Annotated in this window: 18 protein-coding genes; 14 read left to right on the top strand and 4 right to left on the bottom strand. The window is 67.1% G+C overall.

Annotation, left to right across the window (positions count from 1 at the left end; translation table 11 throughout):
• Window positions 1-46: 46 nt before the first annotated feature.
• Window positions 47-430 carry a MarR family winged helix-turn-helix transcriptional regulator gene (locus tag ACLJPD_RS08270; RefSeq protein WP_410871968.1) on the bottom strand — a complete coding sequence of 128 codons (384 nt, stop codon included), beginning with the start codon at window positions 428-430 and terminating at the stop codon, window positions 47-49.
• Between the two features lie 121 nt (window positions 431-551).
• Here ACLJPD_RS08270 and ACLJPD_RS08265 point away from each other — a divergent pair, with 121 nt between their 5' ends.
• Window positions 552-1,181, top strand: coding sequence for a maleylpyruvate isomerase family mycothiol-dependent enzyme (locus ACLJPD_RS08265; RefSeq protein WP_410871251.1), 630 nt, complete (start codon window positions 552-554; stop codon window positions 1,179-1,181).
• A gap of 6 nt (window positions 1,182-1,187) precedes the next feature.
• Here ACLJPD_RS08265 and ACLJPD_RS08260 read toward each other — a convergent pair whose 3' ends face one another.
• Window positions 1,188-1,553: a hypothetical protein gene (locus tag ACLJPD_RS08260; RefSeq protein WP_410871250.1), complete on the bottom strand. Its 366-nt coding sequence runs from the start codon at window positions 1,551-1,553 to the stop codon at window positions 1,188-1,190.
• Between the two features lie 88 nt (window positions 1,554-1,641).
• On the opposite strand from ACLJPD_RS08260, the gene ACLJPD_RS08255 reads away from it, so the two are divergent.
• Genes ACLJPD_RS08255 through ACLJPD_RS08240 form a run of 4 tightly spaced genes read left to right on the top strand, consistent with a single transcriptional unit; the run spans window position 1,642 to window position 4,678 of the window.
• Window positions 1,642-2,166 (top strand): DUF3558 domain-containing protein, encoded by a 525-nt coding sequence (locus tag ACLJPD_RS08255; RefSeq protein WP_410871248.1) that lies wholly within the window; start codon window positions 1,642-1,644, stop codon window positions 2,164-2,166.
• 14 nt (window positions 2,167-2,180) lie between these two features.
• Window positions 2,181-2,558 (top strand): hypothetical protein, encoded by a 378-nt coding sequence (locus ACLJPD_RS08250; RefSeq protein WP_410871246.1) that lies wholly within the window; start codon window positions 2,181-2,183, stop codon window positions 2,556-2,558.
• Window positions 2,559-3,887 carry a hypothetical protein gene (locus ACLJPD_RS08245; RefSeq protein WP_410871245.1) on the top strand — a complete coding sequence of 443 codons (1,329 nt, stop codon included), beginning with the start codon at window positions 2,559-2,561 and terminating at the stop codon, window positions 3,885-3,887.
• A 32-nt stretch (window positions 3,888-3,919) separates the two neighbouring features.
• A complete protein-coding gene (locus tag ACLJPD_RS08240) occupies window positions 3,920-4,678 on the top strand; it encodes an ESX secretion-associated protein EspG (protein WP_410871243.1) in 759 nt (252 codons plus the stop codon).
• A gap of 51 nt (window positions 4,679-4,729) precedes the next feature.
• Here ACLJPD_RS08240 and ACLJPD_RS08235 read toward each other — a convergent pair whose 3' ends face one another.
• Window positions 4,730-5,506 carry a helix-turn-helix domain-containing protein gene (locus ACLJPD_RS08235; protein WP_410871241.1) on the bottom strand — a complete coding sequence of 259 codons (777 nt, stop codon included), beginning with the start codon at window positions 5,504-5,506 and terminating at the stop codon, window positions 4,730-4,732.
• 62 nt (window positions 5,507-5,568) lie between these two features.
• On the opposite strand from ACLJPD_RS08235, the gene ACLJPD_RS08230 reads away from it, so the two are divergent.
• Complete coding sequence (locus tag ACLJPD_RS08230; RefSeq protein ID WP_410871240.1) at window positions 5,569-6,462, top strand: alpha/beta fold hydrolase; 894 nt, start codon at window positions 5,569-5,571, stop codon at window positions 6,460-6,462.
• Window positions 6,463-6,591: 129 nt separating this feature from the next.
• Here ACLJPD_RS08230 and ACLJPD_RS08225 read toward each other — a convergent pair whose 3' ends face one another.
• Window positions 6,592-7,581, bottom strand: coding sequence for an NADP-dependent oxidoreductase (locus ACLJPD_RS08225; protein WP_410871239.1), 990 nt, complete (start codon window positions 7,579-7,581; stop codon window positions 6,592-6,594).
• Window positions 7,582-7,793: 212 nt separating this feature from the next.
• Here ACLJPD_RS08225 and clpB point away from each other — a divergent pair, with 212 nt between their 5' ends.
• The 8 genes from clpB (at window position 7,794) to ACLJPD_RS08185 (ending at window position 16,963) form a co-directional block, all read left to right on the top strand.
• On the top strand, window positions 7,794-10,367 hold the full coding sequence (clpB, locus tag ACLJPD_RS08220) for an ATP-dependent chaperone ClpB (RefSeq protein WP_410871238.1): 2,574 nt from the start codon (window positions 7,794-7,796) through the stop codon (window positions 10,365-10,367).
• 63 nt (window positions 10,368-10,430) lie between these two features.
• A complete protein-coding gene (locus ACLJPD_RS08215; RefSeq protein WP_410871236.1) occupies window positions 10,431-11,231 on the top strand; it encodes a DUF5666 domain-containing protein in 801 nt (266 codons plus the stop codon).
• A gap of 68 nt (window positions 11,232-11,299) precedes the next feature.
• Window positions 11,300-12,481 (top strand): hypothetical protein, encoded by a 1,182-nt coding sequence (locus ACLJPD_RS08210; RefSeq protein ID WP_410871234.1) that lies wholly within the window; start codon window positions 11,300-11,302, stop codon window positions 12,479-12,481.
• Between the two features lie 53 nt (window positions 12,482-12,534).
• Window positions 12,535-13,341, top strand: coding sequence for an SDR family NAD(P)-dependent oxidoreductase (locus ACLJPD_RS08205; protein ID WP_410871232.1), 807 nt, complete (start codon window positions 12,535-12,537; stop codon window positions 13,339-13,341).
• 5 nt (window positions 13,342-13,346) lie between these two features.
• Complete coding sequence (gene pyrE / locus ACLJPD_RS08200) at window positions 13,347-13,910, top strand: orotate phosphoribosyltransferase (RefSeq protein ID WP_410871231.1); 564 nt, start codon at window positions 13,347-13,349, stop codon at window positions 13,908-13,910.
• A gap of 69 nt (window positions 13,911-13,979) precedes the next feature.
• Window positions 13,980-15,038 (top strand): beta-ketoacyl-ACP synthase III, encoded by a 1,059-nt coding sequence (locus ACLJPD_RS08195; protein ID WP_410871230.1) that lies wholly within the window; start codon window positions 13,980-13,982, stop codon window positions 15,036-15,038.
• Window position 15,039: 1 nt separating this feature from the next.
• The gene (locus ACLJPD_RS08190; protein ID WP_410871229.1) at window positions 15,040-15,732 is read left to right on the top strand and encodes a lysoplasmalogenase family protein; all 693 of its coding nucleotides are present in this window, start codon (window positions 15,040-15,042) and stop codon (window positions 15,730-15,732) included.
• Window positions 15,733-15,934: 202 nt separating this feature from the next.
• Window positions 15,935-16,963: an alpha/beta fold hydrolase gene (locus ACLJPD_RS08185; RefSeq protein WP_410871228.1), complete on the top strand. Its 1,029-nt coding sequence runs from the start codon at window positions 15,935-15,937 to the stop codon at window positions 16,961-16,963.
• Window positions 16,964-16,968 lie beyond the last annotated feature (5 nt).

Below are 16,968 nucleotides of genomic sequence, written 5' to 3'. Positions count from 1 at the left end.
ACGTAGCACTAACTTTCGTCGACCACGTAGGCCGCACATACCGTTCTCACGCGTAGGGGTCGGTGATTTCGCGGAGGGCGGTGAGTGTCTTGCGCAGTTCGGCAGCGGCGCGTTTCCCCAGGTGGGTGATCCATTCGGACTGAACCTCGGCGGCGGTGCGGTTGGCGAGGTCGGCGGCGGCGCTGCCGGTGGGGGTCAGGCGCAGCAGGCGAGCGCGGCCGTCGGTGGGGTCGGGGACGCGCTCGAGGTAGCCGGCGCGGACCAGCTGGTCGGCGAGGGTGCTCGCGGTCTGCTTGGTGACTTGGGCCTGGGCGGCGAGCTCGGTGAGCCGGGTGCCGTCGGGCCCGATCCTGGCGACCAGGCGTGCCTTGGCCGGTGTGAGTTCGGCGTGACCGCCCGCGGTGAGGGCGGCGAAAACCCGCCGCTCCATCTCCCGGTACGGGACGAACAGGAGTACGCCCAAGTTCACGTCGTCCACACTTCCTCCTTGTTTCGGTCAGTGTATCTGACTATATTGGTCAGAGAAGCTGATCAATATTCGGAGGTCGATCATGGATCGCGAGCAGCAATGGCAGGTCATCGAACAGCAGCGTCGCGCCGTCGCCGACCTACTCGACGACCTCACCCCGGCCGAATGGGACGCGCCGTCGCTGTGCGCGGGCTGGCGGGTGCGTGATGTCGCCGCGCACCTGGCGATGGCACCGCAACCGCCGGGCCCAGCCGCGATGGCCTGGCTGGCGATCCGGGCGGGCGGCAGCTTTCATCGCATGAATCATGATGTCGCAGTGCGCTATTCGACGCGCCCCGGGCTGGCAGGTGAGATCCGCGAGCACGCGGCCTCGCGCCGATTGCCCGCGGTCACCAGCTACCGCAACATCTTCTTCGACGTGATCGTCCACGCCCAGGACATCGCCCGCCCACTGGACCGCACCATCGAAGTGCACCCACGCGCCGCCGCCGCTGCCGCCCAACGGGTCTGGACGATGGGCTGGCCCTTCTGGGCGAAACGCCACCTACGCGGCCTGCACCTCGCCGCCGACGACATCGAATGGTCAACGGGTGCGGGCATTCCGGTACACGGCCCGATCCTCGACCTCCTACTGGTCATGACCGGCAGATCAGTCGCGGTGGGGAATCTGCGTGGACCGGGCGTGGAGGCGCTCACGCACAGCCTGCGCTGAGCACCGTCAACCGCCGATCTTCTGCACCGCCGCCTGCAGCACCCCCTCGTCGACCTCTCCGATCTCGAACCCCTTGCCCACGATGTGCTGGACCAGTGCGGGCTCCGGCGGCAGTCCGTACTTGCGCAGGTAATACGGGACCGCGCCCGGCCAGACGAAGACGCCGTCGGTGTGGAAGTTCAACGGCACGTCGCGCTGGGCGGGATCGAACTCGTCGGCGTCGTGGCCGCGGGCGCTCAGAATCACCGGCGCGTGCTCGAGGTAGGCCAGCACCCGATCCTGGATATCGGAGTCCACCGCAGACCGGTTCACCACCGGTTTGCCCTCGGAATTACGTCCGTCGAACGGCGCGGAAAGTCGAAGTTCGCTCATGTTCGGACAACCTACGCGGCTCCGGTTCGCGACCGTCGCCCGTGCTAATGTCCCTGGTCAAGGCAGTGCTCGGCCGGAAGGGGTGGGGATGAAACGCGCAGGTACGGCGTTGGTGGTTGCCGGTGTGGCGGTTGTCGGGCTGGTGGGTTGTGACTCGGGGGAGTCGCAGTCGCAGGGGACGACGACCACAGCGAAGCCGGCTCTCTGGAACCCGTGCACGGAGATTCCCGACGCCGCGTTGGCGGCGGCGGGGGTGGATCCGGGGACGGAGGAAAAGGGGGTCGCGGGTGTTCCACAGTCGGGTTGGGAGATCTGTGGATGGGATGGACCTGACTATTCGATCACCGTCTACACGACGAACAAGCCTGTGGGCGAGTTCGAGCAGAAGCCCGGCAATGTCGACTTCCGGGACGTGACCATCGCGGGCCGTACGGGACGCGAGTTCAGGGTCACGGGCGCATCCAAGGATCTCGGTTGCGACGTGGTCTTCCCCGCGAACCAGGGCGTCGTCCAATTGCAGATTTTCAACTCGGCGCTGAAGACAGGGCTGGATGATCCCTGCACGTATCTCGAGCGTGTTGGCGACGTGCTCGTTCCGCTGTTTCCGGCCTGAACAGGGGAGGGTTCATGAGTGAAAACACCGCATACAGCGCGTTGCTGACGCAGGCCAAAGCGGGCGAGGTCTATCTGAACGACGAAGCTGCGGCTTTCCACATGTTCAAGGCCTGCGACGACCGACTTGCCGACCTGCAAGAGATCCTGGTTGTCACCCGTCGGGTCCAGAGCGTCACCGGCTTCGGCGACTTCCAGATGGGCAAAGATCTCGAGAAGAAGTTCCTCCTTCAGGCGACTGGAGACCAGAACTCGATCGATGCCGTGGTGAGGAAGGACATCGAGGCCGTGCAACAGCTGCGCGAAGTCTTCTCCATCTCCTTCAAACGCATCGCGGGCAAAGACATCGAGAACGCCAACGCTCTCGACTACGTCACCGAGCAGGTGAGCTGAATGACCGGCATGCCGAGCATCGGCGGCCTCGACCTGTTCGGCAACCTGCGCGACTTCGTGATGTCCCCGTTCTCCGGCGACGACGGCGAACTCGACAGCTCCGAAATCGCTGACATCCAGAACCAGTACAACGCTCAGCGCGACGGCAACCGGCGCAAGGCGGGCGATCTCGGTTTCGACGGCGATTACCGTCCCACGGTGGTGACGAAGAACGATGCCTTCCCGGGGACAGTCGCGGAACTGCGCGCCAAGGTCGACAAGATCGATCTCGACGCCGTCAACGGCCTGATCGGTGCCTGGAACGAAATCTCCACCCGCAACAGCACCTCCCTCGACGAGTTCCGCAAGCAGATCGCGCGCGGGATGTCTCCCGATGTCTGGGCGGGTTCCGCGGCGAACGCGGCGGCGCAAACCGTTGCGGCATATGACGCTACGGGCAAGTTGGTCACCACGGCGGCCGCGCTCACCAGCACCAAACTGGACGAGTTGCGCACCGGCCTCGAGCCGACGAAACGTCTCGTCCCGCACGAGCCCGAGCACCGCAGCGGCTTGGACAACGTCGGCGCCCTGTTCACCGGTCGCGGGTGGCGCGATGATGATGTCGCGCAGGAGAACGCGCGCGTGGAGGCCGTCCGAATCCTCCAAACCGTCTATGCCCCAGTAATTTACGAGTCCGACAACAAGGTCCCGGTGATCCCCGTCCCGAAGACCGTCGATAACGGTGGCAGTGACCCCGAAATCACCGGCAGTGCAACACAACCGACCACCCCGGGTTCGGCAACGCAGCCAACCACCCAACCCGTCACGACGCCGACGACCACACCGGCGTCGACCACCCCCACCACCGACCAGGACGGCACCGACACCGACGACTCGACAGACGATTCGACCGACCCCGAATCCACCACCCCTCAGTCGACCGACCCGACCTCGACGACGCCGACCTCGACCACCCCGAGTGCGACGACCCCCGGTTCGGGCTCCCCCTCTGGATTACCAAGTGGCGCAGGCTCTCCCAGCGGCGGGTCCCCGGGCTCAGGCAATCCAGGCTCAGGCACGCCGGGCGCAGGCTCTCCCGGGGGCGCGGTTCCCGGCAGTCCGACCGCCGCGGGCGCCGGCGCGGGCCGCGGCACCGGTGCGGGCTCCGGCACGGCAGGCCGCTCCGGCATGCCGGGCATGATGGGCCCCGGCGCGGGCAAGGGTGGCGGCAACGACGACGAATCCACCAAGGCGATCCCCGACTACCTCATCACTCAGGAACACGGTGACGAACTCACCGGTCTGGACAATCTGCCCAACACGGTCCCGCCCGTCCTCGGCGCCGACTGAGCCGAATCCTGATGGAACAGAGTAGATCTCCCGTGCGAACCTGGCATCTCACCGCCCTAGATTTCCGCACCCTCTGGGAAGCCGCAGGCCGCGACGTCCTCCCGTACCCTCTGCACCACCGCCACACCGACGTCGAAACCCACGCCGAGATCCTGCGCCTGCGCAGCAAGGCGGCCGAGAATCTGATGGCCGAATTCGACAGCGACCTCGACCGCGCCATGGCCGCCCTGCTCGCCCCACACGCCCGCGTCGAGGTGGCGGGCGCGTCCAAGGGCGTCAAAACGATCCGCGCCCACGGCGGCACCCGCGACACCTACGCCTCCCTCGCTGTCCAAGCCCCCGGCGACGACGCGAACCCCGGCGACGTCACCCTCCACCTCTTCGACCCCGAAGCGCTCGCCCCCGCCGTCCTCGCCACCCTCCCCAAGGTCGCCCCCGGCAAAGGCCGCGAAATCCGCGTCACCGCAGCGGAACTCGCCGCCCCCCGCCCCCACGTCCGCGACCGCTGGAACCCCACCCCCCGCGAACAACTCGAATCCTTCCTGGCGAAACCCACCACCACCCTCACCCACATCGGCGTCTACGCCCACGCCAGCGTCGACAACCGCCACACCGAAGGCCGCGACGACTTCCAACTCCACGACATCCCCGGCGACGGCCGCTACGTCTTCTACGGCGAAACCACCTTCATCGCCAAACCCACCACCCCCGCCCGAATCCAATCCACCCTCACCACCATCCTCACCACCACAGCCACCAAGGCCCGCACCGGCACCTACCTCCCCCGCTGAGCCTTCGGTGCGGTGACCAGCTGACCTCCGGTGTTCGCGTTGGGCGAGATGTCAGTCCAAGACGGTGATTCGTGCGCCGGCGCCGAGAAGATCACTGGCATTGAGCCCGCACATGGCGTGAAAGGTGTCGCTGAAATGTGACGGGCTGGCGAATCCGGCATCGGTCGCGGCGGTGGTGAGGTCCGCGCCCTTCGCGACCGCGCGGCCGACGGCGAGCATTCGCGCCCAGATCCGGTAGCGGCGAAATGTGGTGCCCGCGTGATCGGCGAACAGGTGCAGCAGCCGGGATTTCGACAGATTCACTTCGCCGGCGAGTTGGTCCGCGGTGATCGTTCCGGTCGCGTGGGCGCGGACGATCGCGGTCGCGGCGGCGATTCTCGGATCGAGCGAGATATGGCTGGGACCACACGCGAGATCCATCACCTCGGTGGGGTCGAGGTCATCTCGGTCGGCGAGGCCGAGCAGAGCGGTTTCCTGGTTGTGGTCGATGCCGAACTCGTGCACGCGAACCGACATGTGATCCCAGCAGGAATGCGCGCGAGGTGAGCCAGGGTCGATGTAGCAGAACAACATTCGGGTTTTTCTCGCGACTACCTGATGGAGTGTGCGCGGGGGGATCAACGCGCTCCGCACGGTGCGCTGACCGAACGAATCGGCGTGCAGGGTGAACGGGGCATCGATGCCGACAGCCAGGCAGTGCACCGACCCTGAATGGCGGTCGAGTCGCAGCGAAGGTCCGCGATAGACGGCGTGTCCGATCCACAACCACACGTCCGCGCGCGGTGCTGCCGACGGGTAGCACGTTTCTGGAAGCGGTAGCTCACCCACGGCCGCCATGCTTGCACGAAATCAACCGAAACGAATCGCGTATCAATCGAGAGGACCCCGTGATGAGTGTTGTCACCGAACTCGGCGAATCACGCCTCGTGCACTTGCCGCAGGGCACGGTCCGGATCTACGAACGCGGTCAGGGCGAGCCGGTGCTGTTCGTTCACGGCCTGTTCGCCAATGCCGCCGCGTGGCGCAAAGTTGTTCCACCACTGGCCGATTCGTATCGGTGCGTCACAGCCGACTGGCCTTTCGGAGCGCACCGGATCCCGATGGCTTCCGATGCGGATCTGACCGCGCTGGGGATCGCCCACACCATCGCCGATGTGATCGAGACGCTCGATCTCGATGAGGTGACGCTGGTCGGCAACGATGGCGGCGGCATGCTCGCCCAGCTCGTCGTGGCCCATCGCCCCGAACGAATCGCCAGGCTCGTGCTGACTCCGTGCGATGCCTATGAGAACTTCCCGCCGCCACTGTTCGACTACATGTGCTGGATGGCCCGGACACCGGGGGCGGGCACGCTCATCGGTCGGCTCCTGCGAATCTCCACCCTTCGGCACGCCTGTGCGCGCTCGCGACTCGGATTCGGCGGACTGTCCTGCAATCCGATCAGCAGCGAACTGATAGACCACTACCTGCACGGATTGACACACGACCAGGGCGTCGTGCGCGACAGTCTCGAATTCCTTCGTACGGTCGACAACAAGTACACGCTCGATGCTGCCGCTCGTTTCGCATCGTCCACACTTCCGGTTCTCATCGCATGGGCCGAAGACGACAAGTTCTTCCCCTACGCGCACGCGGAACGGCTCGCGGAAGACTTTCCGAACGCCCGCCTCGAATCGATCACGGACTCGCTGACCTGGGTGGCCGAAGACCAACCCATCCGCACGGCCGACCTGATCAATCATTTCATCGGGTCGACACCGATCCACGTCGATCATCCCGGATAGGCAGATCGGAACCCATCTCGGCGAGGCGGGGTTATCCGTTGCTCACCTGCAAGTCCATGCCGACCGGCCCGTTATAGGCAGTCAACACCCCGCTCGCATTCGATCGGCTGGTCCCCCGGTCAACGTGAATCAGATTGCGAGAACGGTTTTTCCGCGCGCACTGCCCGCACCGAGTACGGCGGGCGCGGCTTCGAGCGGCACCGTCATCTGCACCGGAACAACAACATCACCCGCCGCGACCCGGGACAATAATCGGCTCAATTCCGGTGCGCGACCCTTGGATTCGAAATTGCCGCCGGTGAGGTCGCGGTCGCGCAGCGCGGCTTCGTCGGCTGCCCAGGTCGTCGAATAGGCATGTCCACCGCGACGGACAAGGGTGGCGTGTGACGCGAAATCGCGGGCCGTGCTGATCAAGTCGAACAGCACGTCGATGCCGTCGGGGTGGGTGAAGCGGACGGCGTCGGTGACGCTCGAGTCCTGATGGGTGGCCGGGTCCGGATCGACGAGATTCGGGTCAGCGGGGCGGGTCCGGGTGTAGTCGACAGTTTCGGCGGCGCCGAGACGCGCTACCTGGTCGGTGGCATCGCCGCGCGCGGTCGCGATCACATGGGCGCCGGCGATATTGGCCAGTTGCACGAGGAACGAGCCGACTCCGCCGGTCGCGCCGACGATCAGTACCGTCTGGTCGGGCTGGATACGGGCGGCGTCGACCAGGTCTTGGGCGGTCACGCCTGCGACCGGCAGCGCCGCCGCGGCGACCGCGGTGACGCCGTCGGGGATCGGGACGAGGGTCGCGTCCTCGGGGACCGTGGCGTACTGCGCCCAACTGCCGTGGCCCGCGGGTGCGGTCAGGAATTTGCCGACCACCTTGTCGCCCACCTTGAACTTGGTGACGCCGGTGCCGATCGCCGAGACGGTGCCCGCACCGTCGACGCCGAGGATCATCGGGAAGTCGATCGGCATCTTGCCCTTCAGCAGACCGTCCGCCATCTTCAGGTCGAACGGATTGACCCCGGCCGCGTCGAGTGCCACCTGAACCTCACCGGCACCCGGTTGGGGAACCGGCACATCGGCGAGCTCGGGTGTCGCGCCGAACTTCTGAACCACGATCGCGCGCATAGGGGGTGAACTCCTCGCATCTTCGGGTGGAGCCGGGCACCGTAATCCTAGGCGGATAGCCGTCCGACATGCAGTGATTGGTCGTCTTCGGTGGTGTCGCGGCGTAGCGTGAAGCCGGATCGGAAGTCGGGGAAAATTTTTGAAGTTGAGCGGAACAGACTCAACTTTTCGAGCGTTGAACAAGTCGATACCGGACACACCCAAGGAGATTCGTGGACTCGTTCAATCCCACCACCAAGACGCAGGCGGCCTTCAACGCCGCCCTTCAGGCCGCCGCGGCGGCGGGCAATCCGGAGATCCGTCCGGCGCATCTGCTGGTGGCGTTGCTGGATCAAACCGATGGCATCGCCGCACCGCTGCTCAAGGCCATCGGAGTCGATCCGGCGACAGTCGAACGGGAAGCAGGCGCCCTCGTCGACCGGCTGCCGCGCGCTACCGGCGCCACCACCACACCCCAACTGGGCCGCGAGGTACTCGCCGCGATGACCGCGGCCCAGCGGCTCGCCAGCGAGCTCGGCGACGAGTTCGTGTCCACCGAAAACCTGCTGGTGGGGCTGGCCGAGGGCAATTCGGATGTCGCCCAGCTGCTGCGCAAGCACGGTGCCACCCCGGAAGCCCTGCGCGACGCGTTCACCGCGGTCCGCGGCAGCGGCCGGGTCACCAGTGCCGACCCGGAAGCCAGCTACCAGGCGCTGGAGAAGTACTCCACCGACCTCACCGACCTGGCGCGCGCGGGCAAACTGGACCCGGTGATCGGTCGCGACACCGAGATCCGCCGCGTGGTACAGGTTCTGAGCAGGCGCACCAAGAACAACCCCGTCCTCATCGGCGAACCCGGCGTCGGCAAGACCGCCATCGTCGAAGGTCTGGCGCGGCGCATCATCGAAGGTGACGTACCGGAGTCGTTGCGCAACAAGAAGGTTGTCTCCCTCGACCTCGGCGCGATGGTCGCTGGCGCGAAGTATCGCGGTGAATTCGAGGAGCGGCTCAAGGCCGTGCTCGACGACATCAAGAACAGCGCGGGCGAGATCGTCACCTTCATCGACGAGCTGCACACCATCGTCGGCGCTGGCGGCACCGGCGACTCGGCGATGGACGCGGGCAACATGATCAAGCCTCTGCTGGCTCGCGGCGAGCTGCGTCTGGTCGGCGCGACCACCCTCGACGAGTACCGCAAGTACATCGAGAAGGACGCGGCGCTCGAGCGGCGTTTCCAGCAGGTGCTGGTCGGCGAGCCGTCGGTGGCCGACACCATCGGCATCCTGCGCGGCATCAAGGAGCGCTACGAGGTGCACCACGGCGTACGGATCACCGACTCGGCGCTGGTCGCGGCCGCGACGCTGTCGGACCGCTACATCACCTCGCGCTTCCTGCCCGACAAGGCGATCGACCTGATCGACGAATCGGCGTCACGGTTGCGGATGGAGATCGACTCGCGTCCCGTCGAAATCGACGAGATCGAGCGGGCCGTGCGGCGCCTCGAGATCGAGGAGGTGGCGCTGGAGAAGGAGACCGACGCCGCGTCGAAGCAGCGGCTGGAGAAGCTGCGTCAGGAATTGGCCGACGACCGCGAGAAGCTCAGCCAGCTCACCACCCGCTGGCAGAACGAGAAGAACGCACTCGACTCGGCTCGTGGGCTCAAAGAGCAGTTGGAGGCGCTGCGCGGGGAGTCGGAGCGGGCCGAACGCGACGGTGATCTCGGCAAGGTCGCCGAGCTGCGCTACAAGCGCATTCCCGACCTGGAGAAGGAGCTCGCCGACGCCGAAAAGACCAGTGCCGCAGCGTCCGACGGTGAGATGATGCTCAACGAGGAGGTGACTCCCGACGACATCGCGGATGTGGTTTCGGCGTGGACCGGGGTGCCGGTCGGGCGCATGCTCGAAGGCGAGACCGCCAAGCTGCTGCGGATGGAAACCGAGGTCGCAGGTCGCGTCGTCGGCCAGGAAGAAGCGGTGCAGGCCGTCTCGGACGCGGTGCGAAGGGCGCGCGCCGGTGTCGCCGATCCGAACCGCCCGACAGGCTCGTTCCTGTTCGTCGGCCCGACCGGTGTCGGTAAGACGGAACTGGCGAAATCGCTGGCCGACTTCCTGTTCGCCGACGAGCGCGCCATGGTGCGTATCGACATGAGCGAGTACAGCGAGAAGCACTCGGTGGCCCGACTCGTCGGCGCGCCGCCCGGATATGTCGGCTACGACCAGGGCGGCCAGCTCACCGAAGCGGTGCGCAGGCGGCCGTATTCGGTGGTGCTGTTCGACGAGATCGAGAAGGCACACCCGGACGTCTTCGATATTTTGTTGCAAGTTCTCGACGAAGGCAGGCTCACCGACAGCCAGGGTCGCACGGTCGACTTCCGCAACACCATCCTCATCCTCACCTCCAATCTCGGCGCCGGTGGCGACCGCGATCAGGTGATGGAGGCGGTGCGGCGCGCGTTCAAGCCGGAGTTCATCAACCGGCTCGACGACGTCGTGATGTTCCACGCGCTCGACGCGAAACAGCTGGAATCGATCGTCGACATCAACCTGCGTCAGCTGCAGAAACGGCTGTCCCAGCGCAGGTTGACCCTCGATGTCACCGCCGAAGCCAAACAGTGGCTCGCCGTGCGCGGCTACGACCCGGCCTACGGCGCGCGCCCGCTGCGCAGGCTGATCCAGCAGGCCATCGGCGACAGCTTGGCCAAGGAACTGCTCTCCGGTTCGGTCGCCGACGGTGACACGGTGAAGGTGAGTGTGGACGACGCCACCGACAAGCTCGTCGTCGAACGCGAAGTTGTCCACAGCCCGTGATTTATCCACAGGCCGGTGCGTAGGGACCTCCCAAACGCGCCGGCCTGTCCTACCCTGGAGTCCATGACGAACCCCAAGGATCCGTGGCAACGCCCGGACGACGCGCCGACCGAACGGCTGGGTTCGTCGGGCACCGAGTCGACCACGCAGTACGGCGGCAATGCGTTCGACGAGTGGGGGCAACCGTCGAACCCGACGCGGGCGTTGCCGCCGCACGACGAGGCATGGGGTGCCTACGAAAGTGGTTATCCGGCAGCGCAACCTCCACCTCAGCAGGCGCCACCCGGCTACAACCAGGGGTATCAGGGCGCGCCGCCGCCCGGTTACAACCAGGGGCCGCCGCCCGGTTATCCACCACGCCCGCAGGACGGTGACCAGGGAGAACCGCCCAAACGACACATCGGGTTGTGGATCGCTCTCGGTGTCGGCGTGCTGGCGTTGATCGCGGTCGGTGGAGTCCTGGCCGGTCTCGTGTTGAGCGGCAACGACTCGGACGACAACACCGCGTCGCCGCCGACGACCAGTCAACTCCTCGTCCCGCCGACGCTGAAACAGACCACTCCCGGCGCGCCGCCGAGCACGAGCGGATTGCCCGGTCTGCCAGGTCTGGGCGGCGAAGATCTCGGCGCCACCATGGGCAGCATCACCGCCAATACCGGCACCGAGATCACCATGAGCACCCTCGGCGGATCCGACGTTCGGGTGCTGATCGACGATGCCACCCAGGTGATCTCGTTGACCAGCACGAAGGCGAGCGAGCTTCCGGTGGGCGACATGGTTATGGTGCAGGGCGACAAGAACCCAGACGGGTCGATCCACGCCAAGATCATCATCAGTACGGCGTTGCCGGGCGGCCCCCGATGAGCGACCCGCGCGTCGAATCCCCGGTGCTACCGGGCAATCACGGCGACGGCTGGATAGGCTAGGCGACGATGACGGCTATGTGGTTCGGGTTAGCAGCGATCGCACTCGTGGGTGCGGTCGTCCTGTTGTATTTCGATCGGGTCCAGCGCCAGCGCACCGGACACGCCAGACAGGTGTGGGCGAAGTCCCAGGGCTACACCTATGTGTCGGTGGAACCCGCGCTCGCCTCCACGTGGCGTCGTGGCGCGCTGGCCAAGCTCGGCTACCTCTCGGCGGTCGACGTGGTCTCCGGCATTCGCAAGGGCGAGAAGTTCGTGCTCTTCGACCTGGAGGACGCGGCGACCCTGGTAGCCGTGCGCCGCCAGATCGGTTCCGAGATCGACGTCGACATGCGGCTCAAAACCGCGTCGCCACCGAAGGACCACGATCTGGAACTGCTCGGCGCCATCGGCGACCGGGTCGTGTTCGCCACCGATCCCGAGATCGCGCGTCACGCCGTCGATCAGCGAATGGTCGGCTTCATCGAGTCGCTGTCCGACACCGTGCAGATGCTGTGGAGCGAGGGCAACTGGACCCTCGGCATGCTTCCGGTGGGCAGCGGATCCAAGGACTGGGAGACCGCGATCGACGTGGTGCTCCGGCTGTCCGGCCTGCTGCACGTGCTGCCGCCGGTGGCCGAGCCGAACGAGTTCACCCGGCCACGGTCGAGTGCCAATCTCGCGCCGGGCTTCCGCCCCGAGTACGACGAAGAAGATGCCGATCGCGAATTCGCCTCTAGTCGTGCCGGATTCGATGCCGATGAGCGGGGCCGTGCCCGCTTCCCCGGACCCGACGACCTCGATGACGACGAGCCCTACGCCACGCGCGGCGCGGCGGCACGCCCGCCCGAGACCGACGACAGTCGAGTCGGCACGGACGACGACGAGCCCTATGCGACCCGAGGTGCGGCGGCCCGCCGCGACGATGACGAGTCCCGAGGCGGCCCGCCCCGCGACGATCGCGCGCCGATCGGTGGCCGTGCCCCCGCACTCCCCGCCGATTACGACCCCGACCTCGACGACCCCGAGTTCGAAGACCAGCCTGCCCCCGGCCGCCGCCCACTCGGCGAACCGCCGAAGCGTCCCTCGTTGGCCGTCGTCCCCGAGCCGCGTCCCCGCACCGAGCCCCCACTCGACGACGCGGAACCGGGTCAGCCGGGTGGACCGTTCCACCCCGGTTTCCGTCCGTACCAGGGCCCCGTACCGAAGTGATCCACCTGCCGCGGTAGTCGTCGCGGCACCCCGTCGACCGGAATCGACCAGCGATGTCTGATAGTCCTTCGCGCCCGCCCGGCGTACACCGCCCCGTCGCCATGATCACCGGACCGACGTCCGGTATCGGGCACGGCTTCGCCCACCGGCTGGCCGCCCTCGGCTACGACCTGGTCCTCGTCGCCAGGAACGAGGAACGACTACGCGAGCTGGCCGACGAATTGGCGCGCCGTTTCGCCACGTCGGCGGAGGTCCTCGTCGCCGACCTGGCCGATGACGACGACCGCGCCCGCGTCGCCGCCCGAGCTGCCCGGGGCATCGAATTCCTCGTCAACAACGCGGGTTTCGCGCATTCGGGTGAGTTCTGGACGCTCGAACCCGCGCAGCTGCAAGCCCAGCTCGACGTCAATGTCACCTCGGTCCTGCAGCTCACCCGAGCCGCCCTGCCGTCGATGGTCGCGGCGGGTGCCGGTTCGATCGTGAATGTGGCGAGTGTGGCCGGGCTGCTCTCCGGACGGGGGTCGACCTACTCGGCCTCAAAGGCCTACGTCGTATCCTTCTCGGAGGGTTTAGCGGGAGGATTGGTGGGCACAGGTGTCCGCGTCCAAGCGCTGTGCCCCGGATTCGTGCACACCGAGTTCCACGAGCGCGCGGGCATCGAGATGGGTTCGCTGCCCAAGCGCCTGTGGCTCGACGTCGATCAGGTCGTCGACGGGTGCCTGCAGGATCTGGACTCCGGCCGGGTGATCAGCGTGCCCGGCGTGCAGTACAAGGTGCTCACCGCGGTGGCGGGCTTCGTCCCGCGCTCCCTGGTGGCCCGCATCAATCGCGGACTCTTCAACGCACGCGGAAGGACATGACTCAGATGATCGACCAAGCACGTCAGTCGCTCACGAAGGCCGATCGCGACCAGCTGGCCGCCCTCGTGCGCGAGCTCGCGGTCGTGCACGGCAAGGTGACGCTGTCCTCGGGCAAGGAAGCCGACTACTACGTCGACCTGCGCCGCGCGACCCTGCACCACCAGGCGGCTCCGCTGATCGGTTCGCTGCTGCGCGAACTCGTCGCCGACTGGGACTTCGACGCTGTCGGTGGGCTCACCATGGGCGCCGATCCGGTCGCGATGGCCGTGATGCACGCGCCGGGTCGCGCGATCGACGCGTTCGTGGTCCGCAAGGCGGCCAAGGCGCACGGCATGCAGCGTCAGATCGAGGGCCCCAACATTGTCGACAAGCGGGTGCTCGTCGTCGAGGACACCACCACCACGGGTAACTCGCCGCTCACCGCGGTGCGCGCGCTGCGCGACGCCGGTGCGATCGTGGTCGGCGTTGCCACCGTTGTCGACCGGGAAACCGGTGCTGACCAGGTCATTGCTGACGAGGGGCTGGAATATCGGTCGATCCTCGGGCTCGACGATCTTGCCCTGAGCTAGCCTGGACAACGCCAAAACCGGACGACGACGTGGTCTGGCCGGAAAGTCTGAAGGACGTGTGAGTCACCTGTGGTGAGCATTGCAGTAAACAAAGGTCGCGACAACGTCGCGATGCTCGGGATCGGTGCCTACCGCCCGCAACGCATCGTCAGCAATGCCGAAGTGTGCGAGACCCTCGACTCGACGCCCGATTGGATCTTCGAGCGCACCGGTATCCACAACCGTCGCTGGATCAGCGGCGACGAGACGATCCGGTCGATCGCCGCGGCGGCTGGCGAGCGCGCGCTGAACAACACTCCGATCGATCGAACCAAGATCGGCGCGGTCATCCTGTGCACCTCGAGCTGGCTCAAGCTCACCCCGCACGGCGCGCCCTCGGTAGCATTCGACCTCGGGCTCAACGGGGTCGCCGCCTTCGATTTGACGTCCGGCTGCGGTGGCTTCTGTTACGGGCTCGGCGTCGCCGCCGACCTGATCCGCGCGGGTTCGTTCGACTACGTGCTGGTGATCGGCGCCGAGACGATGACCGTCGGCCTCGACCCCACCGACCGCGGCACCGCGATGATCTTCGGTGATGGCGCGGGCGCTGTGGTCGTCGGCCCGGCCGAGGACAACGGCATCTCCCCGACGGTCTGGGGCAGCGACGGCGAGAACGCCGAAGCCATCGCCCAGGACGTCGATTTCCTGGAGTACATGAACAAGGCGCAGGCCCTGCAGGGCACCGACCCGGCGGTCGAGGCCGTCGGCCGGATGTCGCTGCACATGGAAGGCCCGAAGGTCTTCCGCTGGGCCGCGGTCACCCTGCCGCGCGCGCTCTCGGCGGCACTCGAGTCCTCCGGGGTGGCCAAGGAGGACATCGAGGTGTTCGTCCCGCACCAGGCCAATGCCCGGATCAACGAGCTGATGAAGAAGAACCTCGGTCTGGCCGAAGAGGTCCCGATCGCCAACGACATCGAGAACACCGGCAACACCTCCGCCGCCTCGGTGCCACTCGCGATCGAGGAGATGCTGGTCACCGGCAAGGCGAAGGGCGGCCAGCTGGCGCTGCTGCTCGGCTTCGGCGCGGGTCTGAGTTACGCGGGCCAGGTCGTCACCCTGCCGCCCGCCCCGAAGGAACCGAGCTTCTGACATGCGAGGGTTGCGCGCGGCGTATATAGGGGCGGCGGCGGTCACCGTGTTCGGTGCCGTCACCGGCCGCGACCGCCTGCAATGGGTGGCCAAGCCACTACTGATGCCGCTGCTGGCCGCCGACACGGCGACCAGCGGCGATCTCGCTCCGGCGGAACGTCGACTGCTGCTCGGCTCGCTGGCCGCGGCCACGGTCGGCGACGTGCTGCTCCTCGACCCCGATGACGACCGCCGCCTCATCGCGGGCGCGTCATCCTTCGCGGTCATGCAAACCGGCTACTCCGTGCTCTGGTGGAACCGCGGCGCCCGCCCCCGCCCCGAGATCGCCCTGCCCCGGGTAGTGGCCTGGGTCGGCGCGGCGGGGCTGCTGCGCACCAAAGCCCCGAACCTCGCCCTCCCACTCACCGTCTACGGCGCCACCTTGGGCACCGCCGCAACGCTCGCTTCGGACCCAGCCCTCGCCCCGGACGCGAAAAACATTGCGGGCCTGAACATTCCGAACGCGGACCCCCGCAGCCGCTACGGCGTCGGCGCCCTACTGTTCACGATCTCGGACGGCCTGATCGTCGGGCGCCGCCTTTTCGCAAGAGACGATCGCACCCGCCGAATCACCGAAGGCATCATCCTGGCGACATACGCCGCAGCCCAGTACTTGCTCACAGTTGCGCCTCCCCGCGATTTCGGCCAGACCTAGGATTGTGGACCTGTAGCGTCGGCGCTTTGCGGTCGTCGAGCGGCCGGGTCGGCTCGTGCCCGACGAGTTACCCATGTGCTCGCGAGATCAGTAGTCGAGGTTCGGTCGCACCACGCTGGTCGGTTCATTTCTGGAACGCGGTGTCACACGGCGCTTACCTGCGTGTTGTCGGGGCGCAATACCTCGCGCGCACGCTTCGTAGATGAGCGGGGAAACGCAGTTCATCGAGGTGCACGGGTATCGCCGGGCGTTCCGGATGGCTGGAACAGGGCCGCCGCTGCTGCTCATCCACGGCATCACCGACAGCTCGGGAACGTGGGCGCCGGTGTTCGACGCGCTCGCCGAGCACTACACCGTGATCGCGCCCGACCTGCTCGGCCACGGGCAATCAGATAAACCGCGCGGCGACTACGCCGTGGGGGCCTACGCCAACGGCATGCGTGACCTGCTCAGCGTCCTTGGCATCGAGCGGATCACCGTCGTCGGGCACTCCCTCGGTGGTGGCGTCGCGATGCAGTTCGCCTACCAGTTTCCCGAGAAGGTGGAGCGGATCGTGCTGGTGTGCCCGGCGGGCATGGGGGCGGGCGTGCATCCCGCGTTCCGGCTCGCGACGCTGGCAGGCGCGGGACCGGCGCTGATGGCGATCACCAGCTGGCCGGTCCGCACTGCGGTGACGGCCGTGGTGCCGATCGTCACCGCACTGGGTGGCCTCGGCCTCGGTCCCGACGCCGAATACGTGCTCCGCCTCTACGGCCACCTCGCCGAACCGGGCGCCCGCAACGCTTTCCTGCGCACCATCCGCGCCGCCGCCGACCGCCGCGGCCAAACCATCACCATGCTCGACCGCGGCTACCTCGCCGCCCACCTGCCGACACTGGTCATCGGCGGCACCCGCGACACCGTCATCCCGTCGGGCCACGCCGGTCGCGCCCACCGCGCGTTCCCCGGCAGTCGCATCGAGATCTTCGCGGGCGCAGGCCATTTCCCACACCACTTCGACCCCGATCGCTTCGTGAAGCTGATCCGCGCCTTCATCGAGGAAACCGACCCGGCCGTCTTCGACCCGCTGCGCTGGCAACGAACCCTGCGCCGCGGCCTCCCGATCGTCGGCCTCCCGTCACCCGCGGTGTCGACCGAACCCGCGCCCGTGACCACGCCCGCGCCACCGGCCGCCGCTCTGCAAGCGGTTCAGCCCGCCACCGCGCAGACGGTCGGGTCCGAACCCGCCTAGCGACT

Origin of the sequence: Nocardia sp. A7 (assembly GCF_046549215.1) — a bacterium.
Lineage (GTDB): Bacteria > Actinomycetota > Actinomycetes > Mycobacteriales > Mycobacteriaceae > Nocardia.
This window is presented reverse-complemented; position numbering and strand designations above follow the sequence as displayed.

What these genes read in the sequence shown, in the direction of transcription:
- ACLJPD_RS08185 (WP_410871228.1), top strand. Translation starts at nt 15,935, where the DNA reads ATGAGCGGGGAAACGCAGTTCATCGAGGTGCACGGGTATCGCCGGGCG.
- ACLJPD_RS08190 (WP_410871229.1), top strand. Translation starts at nt 15,040, where the DNA reads ATGCGAGGGTTGCGCGCGGCGTATATAGGGGCGGCGGCGGTCACCGTG.
- ACLJPD_RS08215 (WP_410871236.1), top strand. Translation starts at nt 10,431, where the DNA reads ATGACGAACCCCAAGGATCCGTGGCAACGCCCGGACGACGCGCCGACC.
- ACLJPD_RS08210 (WP_410871234.1), top strand. Translation starts at nt 11,300, where the DNA reads ATGACGGCTATGTGGTTCGGGTTAGCAGCGATCGCACTCGTGGGTGCG.
- ACLJPD_RS08255 (WP_410871248.1), top strand. Translation starts at nt 1,642, where the DNA reads ATGAAACGCGCAGGTACGGCGTTGGTGGTTGCCGGTGTGGCGGTTGTC.
- ACLJPD_RS08260 (WP_410871250.1), bottom strand. Translation starts at nt 1,553, where the DNA reads ATGAGCGAACTTCGACTTTCCGCGCCGTTCGACGGACGTAATTCCGAG.
- ACLJPD_RS08230 (WP_410871240.1), top strand. Translation starts at nt 5,569, where the DNA reads ATGAGTGTTGTCACCGAACTCGGCGAATCACGCCTCGTGCACTTGCCG.
- ACLJPD_RS08205 (WP_410871232.1), top strand. Translation starts at nt 12,535, where the DNA reads ATGTCTGATAGTCCTTCGCGCCCGCCCGGCGTACACCGCCCCGTCGCC.
- ACLJPD_RS08270 (WP_410871968.1), bottom strand. Translation starts at nt 430, where the DNA reads ATGGAGCGGCGGGTTTTCGCCGCCCTCACCGCGGGCGGTCACGCCGAA.
- ACLJPD_RS08250 (WP_410871246.1), top strand. Translation starts at nt 2,181, where the DNA reads ATGAGTGAAAACACCGCATACAGCGCGTTGCTGACGCAGGCCAAAGCG.
- ACLJPD_RS08245 (WP_410871245.1), top strand. Translation starts at nt 2,559, where the DNA reads ATGACCGGCATGCCGAGCATCGGCGGCCTCGACCTGTTCGGCAACCTG.
- pyrE (WP_410871231.1), top strand. Translation starts at nt 13,347, where the DNA reads ATGATCGACCAAGCACGTCAGTCGCTCACGAAGGCCGATCGCGACCAG.
- ACLJPD_RS08265 (WP_410871251.1), top strand. Translation starts at nt 552, where the DNA reads ATGGATCGCGAGCAGCAATGGCAGGTCATCGAACAGCAGCGTCGCGCC.
- ACLJPD_RS08225 (WP_410871239.1), bottom strand. Translation starts at nt 7,581, where the DNA reads ATGCGCGCGATCGTGGTTCAGAAGTTCGGCGCGACACCCGAGCTCGCC.